At 62.7% G+C, this 15,238-nt stretch carries 17 protein-coding genes and 1 tRNA gene; 12 read left to right on the top strand and 6 right to left on the bottom strand.

Annotation, left to right across the window (positions count from 1 at the left end; translation table 11 throughout):
- The 5 genes from FLM9_RS07170 to proC form a co-directional block, all read left to right on the top strand.
- Positions 1-708: CbiQ family ECF transporter T component (locus FLM9_RS07170; protein ID WP_102135505.1), on the top strand; the 708-nt coding region annotated here is incomplete at its 5' end.
- A 66-nt stretch (positions 709-774) separates the two neighbouring features.
- A complete protein-coding gene (locus FLM9_RS07165; RefSeq protein ID WP_074457929.1) occupies positions 775-1,041 on the top strand; it encodes a PII-interacting protein PipX family protein in 267 nt (88 codons plus the stop codon).
- Between the two features lie 5 nt (positions 1,042-1,046).
- Positions 1,047-1,763: a YggS family pyridoxal phosphate-dependent enzyme gene (locus tag FLM9_RS07160; RefSeq protein ID WP_306806805.1), complete on the top strand. Its 717-nt coding sequence runs from the start codon at positions 1,047-1,049 to the stop codon at positions 1,761-1,763.
- A 147-nt stretch (positions 1,764-1,910) separates the two neighbouring features.
- On the top strand, positions 1,911-2,561 hold the full coding sequence (locus tag FLM9_RS08825; protein WP_074457928.1) for a cell division protein SepF: 651 nt from the start codon (positions 1,911-1,913) through the stop codon (positions 2,559-2,561).
- Between the two features lie 34 nt (positions 2,562-2,595).
- Positions 2,596-3,405 (top strand): pyrroline-5-carboxylate reductase, encoded by an 810-nt coding sequence (gene proC / locus FLM9_RS07150; protein ID WP_074457927.1) that lies wholly within the window; start codon positions 2,596-2,598, stop codon positions 3,403-3,405.
- A gap of 22 nt (positions 3,406-3,427) precedes the next feature.
- Here proC and plsY read toward each other — a convergent pair whose 3' ends face one another.
- From plsY to FLM9_RS07125, 5 genes are read right to left on the bottom strand one after another with little or no spacing between them, the layout of a single operon-like run.
- Positions 3,428-4,045: a glycerol-3-phosphate 1-O-acyltransferase PlsY gene (gene plsY, locus FLM9_RS07145; protein ID WP_074457926.1), complete on the bottom strand. Its 618-nt coding sequence runs from the start codon at positions 4,043-4,045 to the stop codon at positions 3,428-3,430.
- Positions 4,046-4,048: 3 nt separating this feature from the next.
- Positions 4,049-4,960, bottom strand: coding sequence for a DUF3086 domain-containing protein (locus FLM9_RS07140; RefSeq protein WP_074457925.1), 912 nt, complete (start codon positions 4,958-4,960; stop codon positions 4,049-4,051).
- Between the two features lie 10 nt (positions 4,961-4,970).
- Entirely contained in the window at positions 4,971-5,369 is a 399-nt protein-coding gene (locus tag FLM9_RS07135; protein ID WP_074457924.1) for a DUF3119 family protein, read from the bottom strand.
- Between the two features lie 48 nt (positions 5,370-5,417).
- Positions 5,418-6,164: an MlaE family ABC transporter permease gene (locus FLM9_RS07130; RefSeq protein ID WP_074457923.1), complete on the bottom strand. Its 747-nt coding sequence runs from the start codon at positions 6,162-6,164 to the stop codon at positions 5,418-5,420.
- 28 nt (positions 6,165-6,192) lie between these two features.
- The gene (locus FLM9_RS07125) at positions 6,193-7,545 is read right to left on the bottom strand and encodes an MFS transporter (protein ID WP_074457922.1); all 1,353 of its coding nucleotides are present in this window, start codon (positions 7,543-7,545) and stop codon (positions 6,193-6,195) included.
- Positions 7,546-7,577: 32 nt separating this feature from the next.
- Between FLM9_RS07125 and FLM9_RS07120 the strand changes: the two genes are divergently transcribed.
- Positions 7,578-7,648 (top strand) — tRNA-Gly (locus FLM9_RS07120).
- A gap of 31 nt (positions 7,649-7,679) precedes the next feature.
- Here FLM9_RS07120 and FLM9_RS07115 read toward each other — a convergent pair.
- A complete protein-coding gene (locus FLM9_RS07115) occupies positions 7,680-9,749 on the bottom strand; it encodes a glycogen debranching protein (RefSeq protein ID WP_074457921.1) in 2,070 nt (689 codons plus the stop codon).
- 53 nt (positions 9,750-9,802) lie between these two features.
- Here FLM9_RS07115 and FLM9_RS07110 point away from each other — a divergent pair, with 53 nt between their 5' ends.
- The 6 genes from FLM9_RS07110 to FLM9_RS07085 all read left to right on the top strand — a co-directional run.
- A complete protein-coding gene (locus FLM9_RS07110; protein ID WP_074457920.1) occupies positions 9,803-10,507 on the top strand; it encodes an MBL fold metallo-hydrolase in 705 nt (234 codons plus the stop codon).
- A gap of 164 nt (positions 10,508-10,671) precedes the next feature.
- Complete coding sequence (locus FLM9_RS07105) at positions 10,672-10,962, top strand: HU family DNA-binding protein (RefSeq protein ID WP_074457919.1); 291 nt, start codon at positions 10,672-10,674, stop codon at positions 10,960-10,962.
- A complete protein-coding gene (gluQRS, locus tag FLM9_RS07730; RefSeq protein ID WP_081340270.1) occupies positions 10,845-11,975 on the top strand; it encodes a tRNA glutamyl-Q(34) synthetase GluQRS in 1,131 nt (376 codons plus the stop codon). Before FLM9_RS07105 ends, gluQRS begins: the two co-directional genes overlap by 118 nt.
- 59 nt (positions 11,976-12,034) lie before the next feature.
- Positions 12,035-12,799 carry a DsbA family protein gene (locus FLM9_RS07095; protein WP_074457917.1) on the top strand — a complete coding sequence of 255 codons (765 nt, stop codon included), beginning with the start codon at positions 12,035-12,037 and terminating at the stop codon, positions 12,797-12,799.
- 30 nt (positions 12,800-12,829) lie between these two features.
- Positions 12,830-13,168 carry a histidine triad nucleotide-binding protein gene (locus FLM9_RS07090; protein ID WP_074457916.1) on the top strand — a complete coding sequence of 113 codons (339 nt, stop codon included), beginning with the start codon at positions 12,830-12,832 and terminating at the stop codon, positions 13,166-13,168.
- Positions 13,169-13,242: 74 nt separating this feature from the next.
- On the top strand, positions 13,243-15,238 hold a 1,996-nt coding region (locus FLM9_RS07085; protein WP_074457915.1), incomplete at its 3' end, for an ABC transporter ATP-binding protein/permease.

Below are 15,238 nucleotides of genomic sequence, written 5' to 3'. Positions count from 1 at the left end.
CCCCTGCTGCTGGCGGCCTCCTGTGGTATGGGGGCTATTTTTCTGGTGATTCCCGCTGGCGCCACCGTGCCCCAGACGCCCCAGCGCCCGGCGGAAGAGGTGCGGTTGCTGCCGGCGGACGCACCCCGCTCGGCAGCAGGGGAACCCTGGCAACTCTGGCAGTGGGGACCTGTGGGCCGGCCGCCGCTGCAACTGGGACCCCTGGCGGTCAATCGGGCCTCTCTGGAGTTGGCGCTCCGCACCGGGACACTGCTATTCACTCTGGTGCATAGCGCTAACCTGCTGCTGATTTCCACACCGGTGGAAGACCTGGCCTGGGCCTTTGCCTGGATCTTGCGCCCCCTGCGGCGCCTGGGGATTCCCACCACGGAACTGGGGTTCATGCTCCTGCTCTCCCTGCGCTTCTTGCCGCTGGTGCAGGAGGAACTCCAGAACTTGCTGCGGGCCGTGGCCACCCGTTCCTTTCACCTGCGTCAGCTTGGTTTCAAGGGGGGCATGGCCCTGCTGTTAGGGCTGGGGGAGCGGCTACTGGCCAACCTGCTGCTGCGCTCCGAGCAGGGGGCGGAAGCCCTCATGGCCCGGGGCGGCCAGTTGTTGCCCCCCTTGACGCTGCGACCGAGGACACCCACGGCGGGACTGCCCAATGGCTGTGCCCTGGTGCTGCTGATGCTGTTTGTGGCGCTGCGCTGGCAAGTGGGCAGACCCTAAGGCCAGTTGGCCAGGCCACCCTTTACCATTAGGATGAGTCGGTAAGTCCATAAAATTTCCGCATCAGTGGCTGCCGAACGCTATCTCAATCATCCAACCTTCGGGTTGCTCTATTGGGTCTGCCCAACGGGAGACAGCAGAGATCTCTATGTCAGCCTCTATGCGCAGAGAATGTTCTTCCTGGTCACCCTGCAAAACCAGGACGTTCTTTTCCAGACCATCCCCCTGATGGATGCCCGGGCCTTGGCTGAGCAAAACCTCAGCCGCTCGCGCCGTACAGACCCTGACGCAGCTGTGGCTTGGCAGGATATTTTTGAGAAAACCTTTATCTGATGAGCATGGCGTGGTCTCGTGAAATTATGGGCCACTTGACCGTTGCCAGTTATCTGGAGGCTCTTCGCCACCGTTTGCCCCCTGGAGTGACACTGCTGGCGGTGAGCAAGGGCCAGCCTGCGGAGGCCGTTGAGCAGGTCTATGCGGCAGGGCAGCGGTGCTTCGGGGAAAGCCGTCTTCAGGAAGCGGCGCCCAAGATCACGGCCCTGAGGCAGCGTTGTCCCCAACTGGAGTGGCACTTCATCGGCCAACTGCAAGCTAACAAGGTGCGCGCCGTGGCCAAGGCCTTTGCCTGGATTCACTCCCTGGATCGTCTCAGCCTGGCGCAGCGGCTGGATCGCATCGCCGGGGAGGAGGGGTGTTGCCCCCAGGTGCTCCTCCAGGTCAAGCTGCGTCCAGATCCTGGCAAGGTGGGCTTTTCTGCGGAGCAGTTGACCAGCCACGTGCCCACACTGGTCCGCCTGTCCCACCTGAAGTTGCGAGGGCTGATGACCATGGCCCCCCTGGGGCTTGACTCGGATCAACTCCACCGTCTTTTCTCCGAGTGCCGCCACCTGTCCTGTCAATTGAGAGCCTGCTTGCCGCCAGCTGTGGCCAGAGATTTTAACCAGCTTTCCATGGGCATGAGCAGGGATTGGCCGCAAGCTATTGCCGCTGGCAGTACACTTGTGCGCATTGGCAGCGGTATTTTTGGCGCCCGGCTAGTCTCGCCGGTCGGCTGACGCCCGCCATCCGGGACAGGGAGCCCACCTCCGGGCTTGCTTGCAAAAAAGCAGATCTACGACTAGGCTTAGGACGTAGATTGCGGTCTGTCTTTTGCCCCTTGATGAGGTTCTCCGGCAGTGTCCTTCCCTCGCATGATACGCTCTATGATACGTTCTATCTTTTCTGGCGATGACAGTGAGACCACGGAAGACGATCCTGCCTATGGTTACGATGAAAAGGTAATGGGGGGTGAGATCCCCGCAGGAGAGGATTTTCCTGAGGAGTTCTCCAGCAGTGCTGCCCGTTCAGGCCATGATGCTTTGGACATGGTCCATGGTCTCGATAAGGAGCCCTTCACCCAGGACAACATCATTGGGATGCCAGGCATTTCCAGCGAGGTGGCCGAGGTGGTTTTTATGAAGCCACGGAGCTTTAACGAGATGCCACAGGCTATTCAAGCCTTACGCGGGCGCCGAGCCATCATTCTTAACTTGACCCAGATGCATCCCGAGGAGGCCCAGCGTGCCGTAGATTTTGTCTCGGGTGGGAACTTTGCCACCGACGGCAGTCAGGAGCGGCTGGGGGAAGGCATTTTTCTTTTTGCTCCCAGTTGCGTCAAAGTCACCATGGCGGAGCCTTCCGAGCCAGTGCCGTCTCCGACCCCATCAGCCGTGAAGCCACAGAAGCCACCTCAGCCAAACGCTCCCGAGTCTCCTGCCTACAACAGCCACAACAGTCATAACAGCCAACCGTCCTCCTTCGTGCCAGAGGTGAACGGTGCGCCGTTCTCGGGTGGTCTGCCTCCCACCGTCTAGGAGAGTGGTGTGCCAAGAGACTCCAGTTCAGGTCATGGACGGTAGGTGGGGGATTCTGGGCTACGGTCAGATGGGCCAGTCCTTGGTGCGGCCCTGGTTGGATAGTGGCTGTCTGCAACGGGAACAGGTGGTTGCCTGCGTCCGTGACCAGGGCCGGGCCGCGGCCCTGTACCGGCAAGACGGGGTGGCAGTGGGGATTGATCTGCGGCCGGTACTGACGGCGGATCACCTGGTGCTGGCCTGCAAACCTCAGCAGTTGCCCACGGTGCTAGAGACCCGCGCTGCCCTGGATCCCCCTCCCCAGGAAGGGCAGGGCCTGGTGATTTCCATCCTGGCGGGTGTGTCCCTGGGGCGACTACAAGCGGCCTTTCCTCAGCGCCCGTGTGTACGGGCCATACCCAACATTGCTTGTCGCATCAGAGCCGGGCTGACCGGCCTGGCCATGGCTGCCGGCGCGTCCCCCCAGCACCGTGAACTGGCAACCGCCATGTTTGCGGTCCTCGGCCAAGTGGAGCAGGTGAGCGAGGCCCAGATGGACGCTTTCCTGGCCCTGGCCGCATCAGGCCCCGCGCTGGTGGCGGTGATGATGGAAGCCCTGGCAGATGGGGGTGTTGCGGCGGGTCTGCTCCGGTCCCAGGCCAACACCGTTGCCCAGGTGATGGTGGCTGGTAGCACTGCACTGCTGCAGAAGGAGCAGTGGTCCCCATCCGCCCTCAAGGAGGCGGTCTGTAGCCCCGGCGGCACCAGCATTGCCGCTGTTGCCGAATTGGAGCGCCGTAGCTTCCGCGCCGCGCTGATGGACGCCGTTCTTGCAGCCCAGCGCCGCTGCCGGGAACTGGGGTAAGCACCAAACCAGAGCCCAAGATTCAAGGAGCTTTCTGGCCAAGGCGAGGTTCCTGACCCATGCTGATGCGCTTGATGTTGCCGCGGTGGCGCCAGACCACCAGCACCGTGGCTGCCATGGCCAGCAGCGTGTAGGGGAGACGGGCGGCAGACCCCGCCGTGCCCCAGACCATCAGCAGGGGCAGCAGGCCGCCAGCAGTCAGGCTGGCCACCGAGACCATGCGGACACTGGCCAGCACCAGCAAAAAGCTGCCCAGGCAGGCCAGGGCCACCACAGGAGCAAGGCCAAGGACCACCCCCAGCCCCGTGGCCACCGCCTTGCCCCCACGGAACCCCAACCAGAGGGGCCAACTGTGGCCAGCCAATGCACAGAGCCCCACCGCCAACTGCTGCCACGGTGTGGCGCCCCAGCCCTTAGCCAACAGAATGGCCGCCGTTCCCTTGCCCACGTCCACCAGCAGAACAGCCAGGGCCGGCCACCGCCCCGCCACCCGCAACACGTTGGTGGCCCCCGTCGAGCCGGAGCCCTGCTGCCGTAGATCCACACCACGCAATCCTTTCACCACCAGCCAGCCGGCGGGAATGCTCCCCAGGCCGTAGGCTGCCAAGAGGCACAGGAGCCAGGATACTTCAGAGTTCAAGGATCAGAGGGGATCACTGTCGAGGTTGTCCATGGACAACTCGTGGGCATCGGCAGCAAAGGCGAGCCAGAGGGGAAACTGGAGGATGGGAATATCAATGACCTGCTCGGCGGCGTCAACCAGAATCAAGGGTAGGCCATCCTGGCTTTCCAGCCGGTCAGCCCGCTCGATCAGTGCATCCGGTCGTTCAAACAGGCTGATGCCGTTGGCACCGGGGCCAAAATCCTCCCGCGTCAGACCCAGGCTGTCCTGCAATCCCCGTCGCCACTGTCCCAGGCGCTCCGGCGTGCTGGCCAGCACCAGGGTTTGCAACTGGTCCTCCCCGTAAAGCTCCGTGAGAACGGCAATGGCCGCCGCGCCCAGCAACACGTTGCGGCTGCGACTGCCCAGGCTGTTCTGTGCGCCCCGCCCCTGCTGCTGAAACAACCAGTTACTGAGCAGCGCCCCATGGCTGGCATCCAAGTGGCGGCGTAACCGCCATGGTGGTCCATAGAAATCCGGCGTGTCCTGGAAGCCGCGGATCATGTCCTCAATGAGGGGTTCATCGGCCAGGAAGGGGCTGGCGGCGCTGGTGCTCTGGCCGGGGGCTGTTGTGGTGGGCTGATCCAGGGGCGAAGGCTGAACCATCACCTTCCGGGGGGTCAGCTCCAGGTCTTGGGCCCGGTCACTCAACTCCTGCAAGGCCCCCACCAGATACTCCTGAAACCCTCGTACGCGGTGAGACAACTCGTCGCAGGTGCCGGCAAAGTGGCGGTGAATGTCCTCCTGAAGTCGGTTACGCCGTTGCTCAAGGGTGTTGATCTCCGTCAGCAACCGTTGCCGTCGCTCCAAAAGCTCGCTCAGGAACACGTCTGCCGCAGGGGAAGCTGCTGGTGGAGTCCGGGGTGTTGATGCCTCGCTGTTGCTGGATGTCATGGAGGTGGATTCAGGGGGCGTCAGCAGAACTGGCGGCGACGTTCACGTGGCCAAGCCGCTGCTCCAGTTGTTGGCGTAGCCTCTGCCCATCCATAATCACCGGCACGAAATGAATGCCGTTCACTTCACGGAAGTAGAGGAGAACGGGGAACGGCGTCCAGAACAGGCGCCAGTTGCGCCAGTTTTTGTAGGGGAAGCGGCGCAGCACCACGGCTCCGTTGTGCAACTCCAGCGCATCAGGGCCAAACACCAGGTGCAGCCGCACACTTTGAAAGAACAACACCAAGCCCAATAAGGCCACGGCGCCACCGGCCACCAGGTTCAGCAGGCACAGCAGCGCACCCAGCAGCAGGATGGCCAGAGGCAACCGTAGGTCCGGCGCCAGCGTCACCGTCTCCGCAGCATCCATGGTTCAGCCTGATCGTCAAGATGGAAACCACTCTAAAGGCCGGTCCCCTCATCCGAAAAAGATCTGGGTCAGCCCCACGTTGACCAGCGCCAGTAGCACCAGGGTCATGACCACGGCGCCGGTGGTGCTGGTGCCCACTTCCCTGGGTCCTCCCCTGGTGGAGAGCCCCCAGCCACAGGCGATCAGCGCGATCACCAGACCAAACACGATCCCTTTACAGAGCATGGCGGGCACGTCTGTGGGGTCCATCCATTCCCTCACGGACTGCCAGAACACCGCAGGTGGAATTCCGTAGTATTCCGCACAACTGATGGTGCCGGACACCATCCCCACCATGAAGAAGGCCAGGGTCTGCAGGGGCGTCATCACCAGCAATGCCACCACCCTCGGCACAACAAGGTATTGCACCGGATCCGTCCGCAGCATCTTGATGGCGTCCACCTGTTCGGTGACGGCCATGGTGCCCAGTTCTGCGGAATAGGCCGTCGCCACCTTGCCCGTGATCAACACCGCCGACAGGATCGGGGCAATTTCCCGAGCCAACCCTACGGCCAACATGCCGCCAACAGCTTCACCAGCCCCCAGGTCCGTGAGTTCCGAGGCCACCTGCACGTTGAACACGGTGCCAGCGGCAACACCCACCAGCAGCACCACCAAAAAACTGTCGGGGCCGGCAATGTGCATCTGGGTCAGGGTTTCACTGCCGCCCCAGTGACCATAGGCCAGAGCGGCAACGGTTTGGCCGCTGAGCAACAGGCTGCTGCCCAGACGTTTGAGCCATCGGGGCGTTGTCATGTCAGACATGTCTTGGTGAGCAGGATGGTCATCGAAAGGTGGAGATCTGTTGCATGCTCCGCCGGGGCCAGTGGCGCATCACGATGAGGCCCAGGATCAGCAAGGTTCCCGGCACCACGCTGATGCACAGACGAATCATGACAACGGCGCCGGCGGGCTGGTCCGTCCCTTGGCTGGCCAGATAGCCGCTCAACTCCAGCACGATGCCCAGGACAAAGATGCCCAGGCCAATGCCCAGCTTCTGAACCAGCACCATCCAGGCCGTGTAGAAGCCGGCGGGGTGATCGGGGTCGGCATCAATGGCGTCAGGGAGCAAAGACCAGGGGATGAGGAAGGCCGTGGCGCCCCCCAGCCCCAGAAGGACGATGGTGAGCACCAGCAGGGTCAGAAACAACCCCTGCCAGACAGCGCCCATCTGGGCGGGGAAGGGGGGCAGCACCAGGGCCAGGACAAGGGCAACACCCCAGAGGGTCAACCCCCATCGCAGGGCCGGAATCCGCCCCCGCCGCTGGGCCACCTGCCTCCAAAGCCAGAGTCCCATCATGGCCGACACCTGAAACACCATGGGCATGGCCAGGGCCCAGTCGTCCCCCAGGTGCAGCACCACCCGCAGGAACAGCAGGGAGACGGTCTGCATCAGTTGCAGGGCATACCAGAGCAGCAGATAGAGTCCCAGCACCATGCGGAAGCGTCCGTTGGCGACAGTCCGCCGCAGTTGCACCCAGATGGTGTCCAAATGGGAAGCCGGCCTGAGGGCGCTGTGGGCAAAGGGGCTGAGGCCCACGGCGCAGACCAGACCGGAGCCGGCAATCAGGACGCCCCCCAGAATCCCCAACCGCTCGTACCCCACTGCCCCCTGGGGCACCAGGGAGAAGGCCAGCACCAGCCCCAGGAAACCAGCCATAAGGGATCCGGTGAAGCGGGCCGCATTGAGATGGGTGCGCACACTGGCGCTGCTGGAGAGTTCGCTGGGCAGGGCGGCATAGGGGAGATTCATGGCGGTATAGGCCGTCATGAGCAACACCGCCATCACGCTGTAGTAGGCCAGACGCTGACCGGGGGCGCCTGGGGGCACCCACCAGGTGGCGGCAAAACAGAATCCCAGGGGAACGGCAGCCCCGGCAATCCACGGCAGACGGGCGCCCCAGGCGGTGCGGGTTCGGTCGCTGAGCCAGCCGATCAGGGGATCACTCAAGGCGTCCCACACCTTGATAACCATGAGCATGGCCCCTGCAAATCCTGCCGAGAGGCCCGCCACTTCCGTAAAGAAGGGGAAGAGGTAAAAACCCAGCACGGTGGCCGCCAACCCTGTGCCCGCATCCCCCAGGCCGTAGGCCAGGTAAAGACGAAGCTGCCGCCCCACTGCCAAGGTTCCACCCAAGGGATTAAGCTGCTACGGGCAGCACGCCATAAGCGGACATAGTTTAGTGGTAAAACCTCAGCCTTCCAAGCTGATGATGGGGGTTCGATTCCCCCTGTCCGCTTCTCCGTCACGGGGCGCCGGGGTGCAAATGATCAGTCCGGATCAGCCTCCAGCGGGGGAGGGCAGTGACGACTGGCCACCATCAGCGCCAAGCTGTGGGATTCCAGGTGCATCCGGTCCTGGGGCCAGGAACGGGGGCATGGGGGCAGGTCGTCGTCTGCCGGGAGCGCCGTATTGATCAGACGGCGCCAGCCACTGTGGCACCTGGGCAGCTCAAAGAGAATGGACTCGTGAAATGCGTTGAGGCCACACCAAAGGACCACATCCCCAGTGGCTGTATGCACACTCCAGGCCAAGGCGTGGGACCAGGCGCCGTAATCCGGCCGGTTGAGCTTGGGGCCGTGCCACCTGCGGTACGGCTGGAGCGGCGTGGCTGCGGCCTGCTCCTGAATGAGGGTGGAGGGATTTAGCCAACTGCTCAGGGCCGCCCGCAGCCGCAGCAAGCGGCGCACATAGCGCCCCATGGCCTGCTGGGCCGGGTTATGATCCCAGCTCATCCAGCCCACCAGGTTGTCCTGGCACCAACTGTTGTTGTTGCCCCCCTGACTGCGGTTCACCTCATCCCCCATCCACAGGAGAGGAACGCCCGGTGCCAACAACAGGGAGGTGATCAGGTTACGCACCTGGCGGCGACGCAGGGTTTGAACGCGGTCATCACTGCTAGGTCCCTCAACACCGCAGTTCCAGGAGTTGTTATGACTGTCCCCATCCCGATTGCTTTCGCCGTTGGCGAGATTGTGCTTGCAGGTGTAGCTCACCAAGTCTTGCAGTGTAAAGCCGTCATGGGCAGTGACAAAGTGGATGGAACGGCCAGGCTGCACGTCGGCTGCGGCAAATAGATCCCGGTTGCCGCTGAGCCGCTGGCGCATGTTCCAGCAGGTGTTCTGATCCCCTTTCCAAAAGCGCCGCACGTCGTCCCGGAAACGGCCGTTCCACACGCCGAAGTCCTGGGCGGGAAAGTCGGCAAGCCGGTACAGCCCCCCGCAGTCCCAGGGCTCACCGGTCAACTTGAGATCCGCCAGCAAGGGATCTGCGGCCATGGCCCTGAATAGGGGGGCCTCCTTCAAAGGGGCCAGGTGGTCCCCCCGGGTCAACGCCGCGGCAAGGTCAAAGCGAAAGCCGTCCACCCCCAGCTCCACGGCCCAGCAACGCAGCGACTCCAGGATTAGGTGCTGCACGTGGGGACGGTTGGCGGCAATGCTGTTGCCGCAGCCACTCACGTCCTGATGGCAACCACTGCTATCGCAGAAGTAATAAAGCTGCTCCCCGAAACCTCTCCAACTGATGGCGGGACCATCGTCTCCCCCCTCAGCAGTATGGTTGTAGACCACGTCCACAAAAACCTCCAGATTTTCCCGGTGGCAGGCGGTCACGAATGCCCGCATCTGCTGGCGGGCCTGAAGGGGGTCATGGCCCACCATGTAGTCGGGATGCAGGGAAAACCAGTTGATGGGGGCATAGCCCCAGTAGTTGTGGAGGCCTGGGGGCCCACTGCCGGGATCAAAGCACTGCAGGGGCAGCAGTTCGATGGCGGTGACCCCTAGGGACTTCAGGTGGGGGAGCAGGTGACATAGCCCCAGCAGCGTGCCCCTTTCCTCAGGGGAAACTGGCGCCCCCCGGGCACGGGTGAACCCCCCTGGATGGAGTTCATAGATGACCGTCTCCCGCCATGGCCGCCGCGGCCGGGGCGCCGCCGTGAAGTCGAAGGGATGGCGCTCCGTGACCACGCCCTTGAGACAGCAGTCCAGGTTGGGCCGTGTGCCATGGCCGGCCTGGCGCTCATACACCCGCCAGCCATCCACGGCCCGGGCACAGGGATCCAGCAACACCTTGGCGGGATTGAAGCCTGCCGCTTCCGGGCCATACACCCTGTATCCGTAACGGCAGCCAACATCAACGCCGTTGACGAACACATGCCAGACGTCACCGCTGCGATGGGCTGGTCCCAGGGGAATGATCCGGCTGGGGGCGGGGCTGCTGCCCTGGTCAAAGAGCAGCAACTCCACGTGGGTTGCCTGGGGCGCCACCACCGCAAAATTGACGCCATCGGCGCCAACCTCCGCGCCAAGGGGGCCAGGACGACCAAGCCAAGTCGAAGTCACACTGGGTCGGGGCCGCTGCCAAACCCTAAGTCCACGACTCCGGTATTGCCACCATGTCCATGCACCCGTTCCCTGACGACTCCCTGCCAGCGGGACGTTCCCCCCAGGAGGCGGCCGAGGGCCTCTGGGTTTTCGCCCCCAATCGGGACAGCCGCGGCACGGTCGCCTGGCTGCTGCGCACCCCCACAGGACCCGTGCTGGTGGACGTGCCGGAGATCACTCAGGCCAACCTGGCGCTGCTGTCGGACCAGGGGGACGGCGGTCGGATTGTGGTGACCCATCGCACCGCCCACGGGGCGCTGCGGCGGCTGGCGCAACGCCTGGACTGGGAGGTGTGGATCCAGGAGCAGGAGGCCTATTTGCTGCCCACCATGGCCCTGCAGACGTTTTGTCAAGAGCAGGAATTGGGCCATGATCTGGTGCTTTACTGGACCCCTGGCCCCACACCCGGCTCCTGCTGTCTCCATTGGCGTGGTGGTCGGAGCGTGCTCTTCTGTGGCCGCCTGCTGCAACCGCAACCCAATGGCCGCGTGGCGCCGGTGCGCACGGCCCACACCTTCCACTGGGACCGCCTCCTCACCAGCCTGGCCCGGTTGCGCCAGTGGCTTGGCCCCGATGAACCTGGCCGGATTGCCTGCAGCACGGGTCTGGTTCACCTCCATGGGGCCGCACTCGTGGACCAGGGCGCCAGCGCCTTGGCAGCACTGAACCTGGAGACATTGCAGGCTGCGGGCCGCGGTCCCAACCTGCCGTGGTGAGTGGCGCCAGGAAAGGTACAGCGGCGGTCCATGCCCTCGGCTAGCAAAATTACCCATTGGGGGGCGCTTTTGATTGCTTCTGGGGGCAGAATCTCTTAGCGTAAATTGATCGTGCCTCAGCTGGGCATTGCCCTGCTCAGCGCATCTTTCCTCTCTTCTCCTCAATGAACAAAGCCGACCTCGTCAACAGCGTTACTGCTGACCTCTCTGATTCTGACCTGAAGCGGGCAGATGTTTCCCGTGTGGTAGAGACAGCCATCGAGACCATCATCAACTCCGTTGTCACGGGGGACAAGGTGTCGATCCTCGGCTTTGGCTCCTTTGAATCCCGGGAACGATCAGCCCGTCAAGGCCTGAATCCCAAGACAGGCGAGCCGATTCAGATTCCGGCCAAGCGGGTCCCCGCCTTCACCCCCGGCAAGATGTTCAAGGATCGGGTGCAGGAAGGAGCCTAGGCCAACTGATTCGGGGACGTTTTGCACCCACCCCCAGCGGTCCGCTCCACCTGGGCAATCTGCGCACAGCGCTTCTGGCCTGGCTCCATTGTCGCCTTCAAGGTGGGTCGTTCCTGCTGAGGATTGATGATCTGGATCATCCTCGCCTCCAGCCCGGCGCAGAAGACGCCATTCTTAGGGATCTACGCTGGCTGGGTCTCGACTGGGACGAGGGTCCCGACATCGGCGGACCCTGCGGACCTTACCGCCAAAGCGGACGCCGCTGGCGCTATCACAAGGCCCTATCCGCTCTGCGGCGTCGTGGATTGCTCTTCCCCTGCCGCTGCAGTCGCCGCATGTTGGCTGCTGTCTCCGCGCCCCATGGGGTCACCCCCTTGTACCCAGGCACCTGCCGCAACCGCCGGGACTGGGGGCCACGGCAGGGGAAGCTGCCAAGCTGGCGCTGGCGGGCACCCAACCGTCACTGCCGTGTGCCGGAGATGCTCCAACCAGCACCCGAGGGCTGGCTGCCCACCATGGTGGGGGACGTGGTGCTGCGCAGGGCCGACGGGTTCGTTGCCTATCACCTGGCCACCGCTGTGGACGAGATGGCCATGGGCATCACCCAGGTGTTCCGCGGTGCGGATCTGCTGCCCACTACGGCTGTGCAGGTAGCCCTGATGGAAGATCTGGGGGGAACGCCACCGCGCTACTGGCATGGTCCCCTGTTGCGGAATCGACATGGGCAACGGCTGGCCAAGCGCACAGGAGCAGGTGGCGTCCAGGCTCTGCGGCAAGCCGGCTGGGATGCTCCGGCGGTTGTGGGCGCCCTGGCCGCCAGCGTCGGCCTCCTTGAGGGGCGGCAGCGTCTCTCAAGCGCTGAACTGCTCAGTGGTCTCGACCTGCCGCGCCTGGAAGCCACCTGTCGAACAGACCACACCCCGCCACCGCAGGGGCTGCCTTGGGGGGAGGATGCGGCCCCTCCACCACCCGCGCCACACTGCGGGGATCGGGGGGAGGATGCGGCCCCCTAAACTGAGGCTTCTTTGCTGCCGTCATTACAGTGCATCGTACGGCTTCCCAGCGGCGCGTCTTGTGGCCTGCTCTGCTATCTGCCGCCCTGGTGGCGGGCCTGGCCCCCGGCCCCGTCCTGGGGCAACCCTACACGGACCAGCAGATTAAACGCCTGGCGCTGGATGCCCTGCGGGAATCGCCCGAACTGGTGTTGGAGATCATTCGGGCCAACCCCGAAGTGGTCACCCAGGCGGTGGCCATCCTGCAGGAGCGTGAGCGGGCCCAGCAGGCCCAAGCAGCCCAGGCGGCCCTGGCCACTCACCGGGACGCACTGTTGCACCCACCCCATGGGCCGGTGCTGGGCAACCCGGAGGGGGATGTCACCATTGTGGAATTCTTTGACTACAACTGTGGCTACTGTCGGCGCAGCAGCCGTGTGCTCCACGACTTGCTGAAGGCGGACGATCAGGTTCGGGTGCTGCTGCGGGAGTGGCCCATCCTCGGGGAAGGGAGCCGGTTTGCAGCCCGAGCCTCCCTTGCCGCGCAACAACAGGATCAGTATCAAGCCTTCCACCGGGCCTTGATGGATCTTCCCGGTGAAGCCACGGAAGCCAATGTCGTCAGCACCGCCAGAACACTGGGCCTGGATGTGGAGAAGCTGCGGCGCGACATGACCGCCCCGGAGGTGGACGCCCATCTGGAGCGCTCCGATCAACTGGCCCGTGCCCTCAGCATCACGGGCACACCCGCCTTTGTGGTGGGCAACACCCTGGTGCCGGGGTTCACCAGCCTGGAGCGGTTGCAGGAGCTGGTGCAGCAATCCCGCGCTGCAGGCCTCCGCTAAGCTGCGCTTGACTTCCCCCCTCCTGGTCCTGTGGCTGAAACCATCTTCAGCAAAATTATTCGCCGCGAGATTCCCGCAGACATTCTCTATGAAGACGAGCAGTGTCTGGCGTTTCGGGACGTGAGTCCCCAGGCACCGGTCCATGTGCTGGTCATTCCCAAGGAGCCCATCGAGAGCCTGGCCACGGCACCGGCGGGGTCCGCTGCCTTGCTGGGTCACCTGTTGCTGAAGGCGGCCCAGGTGGCGCGCCAGGAAAAGCTGGAGGGGTGGCGAACGGTCATCAACACCGGCGCCGAAGCCGGTCAGACCGTTTTTCACTTGCACGTCCACGTGATTGGGGGCCGCCCCCTCGCCTGGCCGCCGGGATAGGCCGGCGCTCCCCCACGCCCTCCTCAATCGACTCTCCCTGTGGGGGCAACCCCCATCCCCGTGCGTCCTTGTCCATGCCCTTGATCACGTCGTTGCGTCAGCAGTTCGGTAACTTCCTCAAGCTCACCCGCAAGCTGCACCGCCTGACCCAGCCCTACTTTCTTCCCCGTGAGGAGACCAACGGCTGGCAGTTTCTCGGCCTGTTGGCGGCCCTGATCCTATGCGTGGGCGGTGTGGTGCTGTTTTTTCTCACAGCCATCATGGCTGGGGTCCACAGCATCCTTCCCCAACTGACGGACACCTACCTGGGTGGCGTGGAAGGAACGTTGGAGACCATCTGGTCAAGCTGGTGGGGCCCGCTGTTCTGTGGGCTGTTTCTCGTTGGCTGCCTGTCCTTCTTTACCCTGAGGCGGCAACTGCGACGACGACGCTGGCTGCCCTGGTTGTTGTTGGGGGTCATCATCTTCATGCTCCTGGCGGTGAACGGCATCAATGCGGGCATCACCTTTATTGCCCGGGATCTCACCAATTCGCTCATTGCTACGAATCGTGAGGACAGTTATAGGAATCTATGGGTTTATGCCATCTGCTATATTGTGGCGCTGCCTATCCGCACATCTCAATTCTTTTTCACCGCGAAACTGGGAATTCTTTGGCGAGAATGGCTGTCCAAAAGCCTGATCACGGACTACATGACGGATCGCGCTTATTACCGGATTAATCCCAATGACGAACAAGCCACGGATATTGACAATCCAGACCAGAGAATTTCAGATGACACGCGAGACTTTACAGTACAAGCGCTTAGCTTGACATTAAATATTTTTGATTCCATTCTGACATTTCTATTAAATATTCTCATTTTGTGGAGCATCAGTGAAGATTTGACACTGGCTTTATTTGTCTATTCCTTTATCACTTCCACAATTCTGATTATTTCCAGTCAGAAACTGTTCAAAATTAGTTTCAATCAAGTGCGTTATGAGGCGGACTTCCGTTACGGACTGGTCCATGTGCGTGACAATGCCGAATCCATTGCTTTTTACCGTGGTGAACAGCAGGAGCAAGAGGAAACGGAACGCCGCCTTGGGATTGTGATTAAGAACCTTAACCTGCTGATCATCTGGCAAACCATTATCCAGGTCATGCAACGCTCAACTGTCTATGGGTCCAATTTTATCCCCTATGTAGTTCTCATTGAACCAATTTTGCGTGGGGATATAGATTATGGCGGCTTTGCCCAGGCGAACGTGGCGTTCAGCTTGGTGGAAAGCTCCCTTTTCTTCATTATTGCCAATATCCAAGACCTGATCCGTTTCTCCGTATCCATCGGCCGTCTTGCCGGCTTCCAGACCAACATCGAGGAAGCAATACAAGAGTCCCGCACGGCTCAACAAGCGCTTCCCAGCGGGGATGGCCTGGTGGTGCGCCATGCCACCCTGGCCACACCCCAGACCAATCGCGTCCTCATTGAAGATCTCAACCTCAGTGTGGGCGATGATGAACATCTCCTGGTGGTGGGGCCGTCCGGCTGTGGCAAAACCTCCCTGCTGCGCATGGTCAGTGGTCTGTGGAGTCCCAGGGAAGGGACGGTGGAATCTCCCCAGCCGGGGGAGCTGTTGTTCATTCCCCAGAAGCCCTACATGACCCTGGGCACCCTGCGGGAACAGCTTTGCTATCCCCAGCAGCCGGATCCGGCCCTGTTTTCCGACCACCATCTGAGATCGGTGCTGGAGTTGGTGAATCTGGGGACTCTGGTGCAGCGCTATCCGGATTTCAACGTGAAGCAGGACTGGCCGCGGCTCCTCTCCCTGGGGGAACAGCAACGGCTGGCCTTTGCCCGTCTGCTGCTCAATTCCCCCCGCTACGTGGTGCTGGACGAGGCCACCAGTGCGGTGGACGTGAAAACGGAACGCCTCCTCTACAACCTGTTGACGGAGCGCAACATCGCCTTCATCAGTGTGGGCCACCGCCCCACCCTCACCGCGTTTCACGACAACGTTCTGGAGTTGGACGGCTCCGGCGCCTGGCGCCTGCTGCCCGCCAGCGGTTATGGGATGAGCCCGGCCT

The organism is Candidatus Synechococcus spongiarum (genome assembly GCF_900047545.1).
Taxonomy (GTDB): Bacteria; Cyanobacteriota; Cyanobacteriia; order PCC-6307; family Cyanobiaceae; genus Synechococcus_B; species Synechococcus_B spongiarum_C.
This window is presented reverse-complemented; position numbering and strand designations above follow the sequence as displayed.